The 5546-nt window shown below is 66.1% G+C and carries 9 protein-coding genes; all 9 read right to left on the reverse strand.

Annotated features, from left to right (window positions below; translation table 11 throughout):
* Positions 1 to 665 (reverse strand): 30S ribosomal protein S3 (gene rpsC, locus WBB07_RS20010; protein WP_526310112.1); only part of this gene is annotated, 665 nt, incomplete at its 3' end.
* Positions 665 to 1168, reverse strand: a complete 504-nt coding sequence (rplV, locus tag WBB07_RS20015) for a 50S ribosomal protein L22 (RefSeq protein WP_526310113.1) — start codon at positions 1166 to 1168, stop codon at positions 665 to 667. The genes rpsC and rplV, both read right to left, overlap by 1 nt.
* Entirely contained in the window at positions 1168 to 1449 is a 282-nt protein-coding gene (gene rpsS / locus WBB07_RS20020) for a 30S ribosomal protein S19 (protein WP_197382441.1), read from the reverse strand. Before rpsS ends, rplV begins: the two co-directional genes overlap by 1 nt.
* Before the next feature lie 13 nt (positions 1450 to 1462).
* Complete coding sequence (rplB, locus tag WBB07_RS20025) at positions 1463 to 2299, reverse strand: 50S ribosomal protein L2 (RefSeq protein ID WP_526310114.1); 837 nt, start codon at positions 2297 to 2299, stop codon at positions 1463 to 1465.
* Between the two features lie 42 nt (positions 2300 to 2341).
* Entirely contained in the window at positions 2342 to 2644 is a 303-nt protein-coding gene (gene rplW, locus WBB07_RS20030) for a 50S ribosomal protein L23 (RefSeq protein ID WP_526310115.1), read from the reverse strand.
* On the reverse strand, positions 2644 to 3300 hold the full coding sequence (gene rplD / locus WBB07_RS20035) for a 50S ribosomal protein L4 (RefSeq protein WP_526310116.1): 657 nt from the start codon (positions 3298 to 3300) through the stop codon (positions 2644 to 2646). Before rplD ends, rplW begins: the two co-directional genes overlap by 1 nt.
* A 2-nt stretch (positions 3301 to 3302) precedes the next feature.
* The gene (gene rplC / locus WBB07_RS20040) at positions 3303 to 3956 is read right to left on the reverse strand and encodes a 50S ribosomal protein L3 (RefSeq protein ID WP_526310117.1); all 654 of its coding nucleotides are present in this window, start codon (positions 3954 to 3956) and stop codon (positions 3303 to 3305) included.
* Positions 3957 to 3969: 13 nt separating this feature from the next.
* Positions 3970 to 4275, reverse strand: coding sequence for a 30S ribosomal protein S10 (rpsJ, locus tag WBB07_RS20045; RefSeq protein WP_003883485.1), 306 nt, complete (start codon positions 4273 to 4275; stop codon positions 3970 to 3972).
* Between the two features lie 440 nt (positions 4276 to 4715).
* Positions 4716 to 5546 (reverse strand): carboxylesterase family protein (locus tag WBB07_RS20050; protein WP_526310118.1); only part of this gene is annotated, 831 nt, incomplete at its 5' end.

A 5546-nucleotide genomic window follows, 5' to 3' on the forward strand; every position in this document is an offset into this window, starting at 1 on the left:
GCGCCGGCGGGCGCCGCGGCGGTCAGCTCACGCTTGCCACCAACGATGTCGCCCTTGTAGATCCACACCTTCACGCCGATCCGGCCGAACGTCGTCTTGGCCTCGTAGAGGCCGTAGTCGATATCGGCACGCAGCGTGTGCAGCGGGACGCGGCCCTCGCGGTAGAACTCCGAGCGGCTCATCTCAGCGCCACCGAGGCGGCCCGAGCACTGCACCCGGATGCCCTTGACGTTGGGCTGCCGCATGGCCGACTGGATCGCCTTGCGCATCGCGCGACGGAACGCCACGCGGTTGCTCAGCTGCTCGGCAACACCCTGGGCGACCAGCTGGGCCTGGCTCTCGGGGTTCTTCACCTCGAGGATGTTCAGCTGCACCTGCTTCTTGGTGAGCTTCTCCAGGTCGGCGCGGATACGGTCGGCCTCGGTGCCGCGACGGCCGATGACGATGCCGGGGCGCGCGGTGTGGATGTCGACGCGGACCCGGTCACGAGTCCGTTCGATCTCCACATCGGCGATTCCGGCACGCTCCAGGCCGGTGGCCAGGAGACGACGGATCGCGACGTCTTCCTTGACGTAATCGGCGTACTGCTTGTCGGCATACCACCGGGACTTCCAGTCGGTGGTGATACCGAGCCGGAAGCCATGGGGATTGATCTTCTGGCCCACTACTGCGAGCCTCCCTTCGCTTCGTCAGAAGCCTCAGTCGTGGTCTTGGCAGTCGCGGTCTTGGCGGAGGCTGCCTTGCTGGCCTGGGCGCGACGCGTACGAGCCGCGCTGGCCGAACCGGACGAGCCGGCACCGCGACCCTGCTTGGCGGGACGGCTCTCCACGATCACCGTGATGTGGCTGGTGCGCTTGCGGATCCGGAACGCACGCCCCTGGGCACGCGGCCGAATGCGCTTGGCAGTCGGGCCCTCATCGGCAAACGCGGTGGCCACCACCAGAGTGTCGGGGTCGAGACCCTCGTTGTTCTGGGCGTTGGCCGCGGCACTGGCGATCACCTTGGCGATCGTCTCGCTGGCGCCCTGCGGTGCCCAGCGGAGGATGTCGAGCGCCTCGGTGACCGACTTGCCACGCACCAGATCGATGACCCGGCGCGCTTTGGACGCCGAGATCCCCACGAAGCGCGCTTTGGCCGTCGCAGACGGATATTCAACAGCGGTTGTCATTAGCGTCGCTTCGCCTTCCGGTCATCCTTGATGTGACCCTTGAACGTGCGGGTGGGGGCGAACTCGCCCAGCTTGTGCCCGACCATCGCCTCGGTGACAAACACCGGGACATGCTTGCGACCGTCGTGGACGGCGAAAGTGTGCCCGATGAAATCGGGGAGGATGGTGGACCGACGTGACCAGGTCTTGATGACCTGCTTGGTGTTCTTCTCGTTCTGGACGTCGACCTTCTTCAACAGATGGCCGTCGACGAACGGGCCTTTCTTCAGGCTGCGTGGCATCGCTGGTTACTCCCTAGCGCTTCTTGCCGGTGCGCCGGCGGCGGACGATGAGCTTGTCGCTCGGCTTGTTGGGCTTGCGGGTGCGGCCCTCGGGCTTGCCCCACGGGCTCACCGGGTGACGGCCACCGGAGGTCTTGCCCTCACCACCACCGTGCGGGTGGTCAACAGGGTTCATCACCACACCGCGGACGGTCGGGCGCTTGCCCTTCCACCGCATGCGGCCGGCCTTGCCCCAGTTGATGTTGGCCTGCTCGGCGTTGCCGACCTCACCGACGGTGGCGCGGCAGCGCACGTCGACGCGCCGGATTTCACCCGACGGCATACGCAGCGAGGCGTAGGCGCCTTCCTTGCCCAGCAGCTGGATGCTGACACCCGCTGAACGGGCCAGCTTCGCACCGCCGCCCGGGCGCAGCTCCACGGCGTGGATGACGGTACCGGCCGGGATGTTGCGCAGCGGCAGGTTGTTACCGGGCTTGATGTCGGCGTTGGCGCCCGACTCCACGATCGTGCCCTGCTTCAGTCCCTCGGGCGCGATGATGTAGCGCTTCTCGCCGTCGAGGAAATGCAGCAGCGCGATGTTCGCGGTGCGGTTGGGGTCGTACTCGATGTGTGCGACCTTGGCGTCGACACCGTCCTTGTCGTGGCGACGGAAGTCGATCACGCGGTAGGCGCGCTTGTGGCCACCACCCTTGTGACGAGTCGTGATGCGGCCGTGTGCGTTACGTCCGCCCTTGCCGTGCAGCGGGCGAACCAGCGACTTCTCCGGGTGGTCACGAGTGATCTCGGCGAAGTCGGAGACGCTGGACCCACGGCGACCGGGGGTTGTCGGCTTGTATTTGCGAATTGCCATGTCTGTTCAGTCCTCTAGCTCTTCATTCCTGCCGGCGCGGGCCTAAGCAGGCGCTCCGAACAGGTCGATCGGCTTACTACCGGGGGCCAGGGTGACCAGGGCGCGCTTGACACTCTTGCGCTGGCCAAAGCCGGCGCGGGTGCGCTTGCGCTTGCCCTGGCGGTTCTGCGTGTTCACGGAATCGACCTTGACCTTGAAGATCTTCTCGATCGCGATCTTGATCTGGGTCTTGTTCGAATCCGGGTGCACGATGAACGTGTACACGTTGTCCTCGATGAGCCCGTACGACTTCTCCGAGATGACCGGAGCCAGGATGATGTCGCGGGGATCGGTCACGGTCGCCATCAGGCCGAAACCTCCTCGGTCGCCTTGGTATTGGCCTTGATGAACGCGTCCAGTGCCTCGACGCTGAAGATCACGTCATCGGCGTTGAGCACGTCGTAGGTGTTGAGCTGATCCGGTGAGATCACATGCACACCAGGCAGATTGCGAACGCTCTTGGCGCCCACCTCGTCGGTGCGACCGATGACGACCAGGACCTTGCTGTTCTCGGTCAGTGTCGCCAGGAACGCCTTGGCGCTCTTGGTCGAAGGGGTCTGACCGCTGATCAGCTCGGTGATCGCGTGGATCCGGTCGTTGCGGGCCCGATCGCTGAGCGCGCTGCGCAGTGCAGCCGCGATCATCTTCTTCGGGGTCCGCTGGCTGTAGTCACGCGGCTGCGGGCCGTGCACCACGCCACCACCGGTGAACTGCGGTGCGCGGGTCGAGCCCTGACGGGCGCGGCCGGTGCCCTTCTGCCGGTACGGCTTGCGGCCGCCGCCGGAGACCTCACCACGGGTCTTCGTCGAATGCGTGCCCTGCCGCTTGGCGGCCAGCTGCGCGACGACGACCTGGTGCATCAGCGCGATGTTCGCCTCGACGTCGAACACTGCGGCGGGCAACTCGACGCTGCCGTCCTTTTTGCCGCCCGGGGTCCGGACGTCGATCTTCTTGTCAGCCATTGTTACTTCTCACCTCGTTTGATCGCGGTGCGAACCATGACGAGTCCGCCGTTGCGGCCGGGGATGGCGCCCTTGATCAGAATGACACCGTTCTCGGCGTCGACCTTGTGCACCTTCAGGTTCTGCGTGGTGACCTTGTCGCTGCCCATCCGGCCGGACATGCGGGTGCCCTTGAAGACGCGACCCGGGGTGGCGCAGCCACCGATCGAGCCGGGACGGCGGTGGACGGCCTGCGCGCCGTGGCTGGCGCCCTGGCCGCTGAAACCGTGCCGCTTCATGGTGCCGGCGAAGCCCTTGCCCTTGCTGGTCCCGGTGACGTCGACATATCCGCCATCGGCGAAGATGTCGGCGGTCAGCTCCTGGCCGACCGCGTACTCGGCGGCGGCGGCCTCATCGTCGAGGCGAAGCTCGGCGAGGTGGCGGCGCGGGTTGACTCCGGCGGCGGCGAACTGACCGGTGACGGGCTTGTTCACCTTGCGGGGGCTGATCTCGCCGTAGGCGAGCTGGACGGCGCTGTAGCCGTCGGTCTCCTGAGTGCGGATGCGGGTCACCACGTTGGGTCCGGCTTTGACGACGGTGACCGGAACGATCTTGTTGTTCTCGTCGAACACCTGCGTCATGCCCAGTTTGGTGCCCAGAATGCCTTTGCGTGCCATTTTCTTGGGTCTCCTACTGGATATTCACGTCGACACTGGCCGGCAGGTCGATGCGCATCAGCGCGTCAACTGTCTTCGGCGTCGGGTCGAGGATGTCGATCAACCGCTTGTGCGTGCGCATCTCGAAGTGCTCCCGCGAGTCCTTGTACTTGTGCGGGGACCGAATCACGCAGTACACGTTCTTCTCGGTCGGCAGCGGCACTGGACCGACCACGCTGGCGCCCGTCCGGGTGACCGTCTCGACGATCTTGCGCGCAGAGGCATCAATGGCCTCGTGGTCGTAGGCCTTGAGCCTGATGCGGATCTTTTGTCCCGCCACGCTTCTCCTACCTTCACTACTCAGTGGGCACCGTCTGGGGCCCATCTATAAAGCTGGTTCCTCCGCGCGATACCCGCGCGAAATGCCGCCGCTGTTTACCTGTCTGTGGTTCACCGGCCCCCGCGGTCGGGCGTGTCGCCCTCATGCAGCCTCGTGCGCCCCGAATTTTCGGCGCGCTCGTAGGTGGGACCGGACGCGCCCGTGTTGGGCGCAGGTCGTATGCCCGTGAACGAGTAACGCCAGAAAGCGTGTACCCGGCTCAAGGCAACCCGAACAGTATGCCCTAGACCCGGGGCCCGATCCAAATCCCCGTCGAAGACCGGTCCGGTTTCGCCGAAATCGCCGATCGACCGGGAAATTCACGGCAGTTTCGGTCTGTCACGCCACCGGACACGTCACCTCGAAAGGTTACCCAGGCCGGCAGCGGAGCGGGATCGCCGTCACTGCAGCCCTGCCCAGAAGCCGCACTGGTGTTCCTGGGCGAAACCGGTCGCGACCCGGCTGCCGTCGGTGTCGAACGCCATGTGTGCGGCATCCGCACCGCCGAGTGGTGGCCACTCGAGTGGTGGCCATTGTGGAGCCCCCGGCGCCGCCGGCACCCCGGTCGCGATGAACTGGGTGAAGTAGTCGATCATCTGCTCCGACAGCTTCTGCTGCACCGGGTCCAGTTCGGGCGTGCCACCCATGTCGAACAGGTATCTCAGCTCCAGCGAATGACTGGCACCGACCGGAAACGGCACCTTCCGCAGCGGGTCCGGAGCCGGCGCGGTCCGGTCGTTGAACTCATAGGCGTATACCGGCACTCCCGCGGCGGCCAGGTCACGGCCCATCCGGTCTGCCACACAGGCAAAGGCGCCGTCGGTGACCGCCGCCGAATAGGCCAGCGAGGTACTGCCGCCGTAGTCCCCGGGCGGGTAACGCTGCTCGATGGCCGGGGCATGCGCGGGGCCAAAGGTCTTGACCAGCAGCTCGGGATAGTCGGCCGCGCTGGGCTCGGAGTTCAGCCGGAGATATTTCAGGGCCATGAAAAGGGTGAAGTCGTCGCGGTTGGTACCGATCAGCACCGGGACCTGCGCCACCGTGCCTTCGGCCATCACCCGGACCGGGTCCTGCGGCAACAGCGAGGTGTCGGTGACCGGACCCGACAGGCCCTCATCACCGAGCTTCCCGTAGTAGACCGGCTCGACCAGCGCCGTCGCCGGGAGCGCGCGCAGGCAGGCCGCGGCTCCGGCAGGGTCGCCACAGCCGACGGAGGCGGCATAGTCCAGGCT

Origin of the sequence: Mycobacterium sp. (assembly GCF_049647605.1) — a bacterium.
Lineage (GTDB): Bacteria > Actinomycetota > Actinomycetes > Mycobacteriales > Mycobacteriaceae > Mycobacterium.